We start from the raw sequence: 1,996 nt of genomic DNA on the forward strand, positions 1-1,996 counted from the left end.
GGCCGGTCGTGCCGCCGGCTGTTCGGCGCGCTGCGCCGGCACCGTGATCGCGATGTCGGCGGGCCGCCGGCCGCCCGCCGTGCCGCGGCCGGCGTGGATCTGGCGCATGAGCAGCTCGTAGGAGCCGAGCAGCGCCAGCGGCGGCCAGCCGGCGATGATCCGGGCGGCCAGGGTGGGCTCGGCGTGCATGACGTTCGCCGCCAGCGACGCGCACGCGCCCAGCGTCAGCAGCGTGTAGGACAGCCAGGAGCGGGGTCGCCCGGCACGCCGGTCCCGCAGCATCGTCATGGACGCGGCGACGATCAGGCCGTCGACGCTGAACGGGATGACGGTGGCGGCGAGGCGGTCCTCCCCCTGCTCGAGGGCGACCCCGCGCATGTGCCGGTAGGAGACGAACGCGGCCACCGCCGCGACCGCGACCACCGCGACGATGGTGGTCGCCTGGATGGCCGGCTCCGCCCGCGTCCCGGCCCCGCCGTCCGGCCCGCTGCCGCCACTGGGCCGTACCCCGCCCGCCGGGGCTGTGCCCGCCGGGCTCGCGGGCCCTGCCGCGTCGGGCGGGCCCGTGTTCCCCGGGCCCGCCGCACTTTCCGGGTGGCTCCTCGGGGTGCTCCGCGCGCCGGTGCCCGCCAGCCCGGGCGCGCCGTCGGGGCCGGTGCCGCCCAGCTCGAGGGCGCCCGGCTCGAGGGCGCTCGGAACGGGCTCACCACCGGGCGGCACGTATCCGCTCTCGACCGTCACGGCGGGTCCTTCCTGGAGGGCCGGCGGGCTGGTGCGGTTTCCACCACTTGTCAGCCATCCTGACGTCTGTCCGCCCATCCAGGTTGCTGTCTCGCGAAAGACTTCCTCGCCGCGACCGGACAGCTACGATCCGGCGGCCGGGCTGGTCACCGTGCGGCCACGCCGCGGCGTGGTCCCGCCGCCGCGGCGGCTATCGCCGTCCGTGACCGACAGGCCCGCGACACGGACGGTGCCGGCGGCTGACGGCCGTCAGGTGGGCAGGTAGCCCGGCAGCCCACCGCGCTGGCGTGAGCGGCGCAGGAGCACGCGCCGGGAGCCGTCCGGGAACAGGCGCAGCCGCTCGAGCTCCCAGTCGCCGAACTCGGCGTGCAGGGTGAGGACGGCCAGAGCCTGCCGGCGGTCCGTCCCGGGCGGCAGGTACAGCCGCTGGTACTCCACATCCATGACGTCACCGTAACGACGAGGTGGACTGCCGGTGTGACGAACCTGTAAGAGCATCCGGGGCAAAGCGGGGCATCAGGGTAGTTTGGCTACCCTACGTAAAGGATTTACGGTACGTACAGGCCGAGGAAGGCCAGGGACGCGTACACCGCCATCATCGCGGCGCAGGCCGCCAGCACCGCGCGGAACACCTCGTCACGGCGGGTCAGCGCGGCGGCGACGAACAGGAACGGGAACGCGCCGTAGGCGTACCGCTCGCTGGAGTCCAGGTTGCTGCCGGTCAGCAGGGCGGCGATGGTCAGCGCGGCCCACAGCGGGTAGGACGCCGGCAGCGTACGCACCATGACCACGAGCAGGACGGCGACAAGCAGCAGCCACGGGACGTGCAGTGCGGTGCCCACCTCGCCGTGGACGGCGCCGCGGGCCGCGTCCCAGAGCACCGCCGCGGGGTTCGAGGAGCTGCCGTGCAGCGACTGCTGCCGCTGCAGCCGGACCGGGGCGAGGGCGTCCCCGTAGGCGATCCCCGCCCACAGCAGGTAGCCGCCGAGGCCCACGGCCGGCGCCGCGACAGCCGCCGCGCGCCGCAGCCGGTCGGCCGTGGCGGCGGCGGTGATCCCGCGGGCGGCCTCGAGGGCCGCCGGGGCGACCAGCAGGACGCCCACCGGCCGGCACAGCCCGGCGAGCAGCCCGCAGCCGGCGGCGAACTCCCAGCGCCGGGAGCGGATCCCGGCGAACACCCCGACGGCCAGCAGCCCCCACAGCGCCTCGGTGTAGCCCATGACCAGCACGAACGCGGGCGGGGCCAGCGAGGCCA

At 75.7% G+C, this 1,996-nt stretch carries 2 protein-coding genes and 1 pseudogene; all 3 read right to left on the bottom strand.

Features of this window, described 5'->3' with window-relative positions:
* A partial coding sequence (locus tag AC5LSR_RS16840; RefSeq protein ID WP_250285943.1) for a DUF2637 domain-containing protein occupies window positions 1-741 on the bottom strand: 741 nt, incomplete at its 3' end.
* A 249-nt stretch (window positions 742-990) separates the two neighbouring features.
* Window positions 991-1,185: a DUF5703 family protein gene (locus AC5LSR_RS16845; RefSeq protein ID WP_250285941.1), complete on the bottom strand. Its 195-nt coding sequence runs from the start codon at window positions 1,183-1,185 to the stop codon at window positions 991-993.
* A gap of 104 nt (window positions 1,186-1,289) precedes the next feature.
* Window positions 1,290-1,996, bottom strand: a pseudogene (locus AC5LSR_RS16850) (hypothetical protein); the annotation flags it as partial.

Source organism: Protofrankia sp. CiP1_Cm_nod4 (assembly GCF_982290645.1).

What these genes read in the sequence shown, in the direction of transcription:
- AC5LSR_RS16845 (WP_250285941.1), bottom strand. Translation starts at nt 1,185, where the DNA reads ATGGATGTGGAGTACCAGCGGCTGTACCTGCCGCCCGGGACGGACCGC.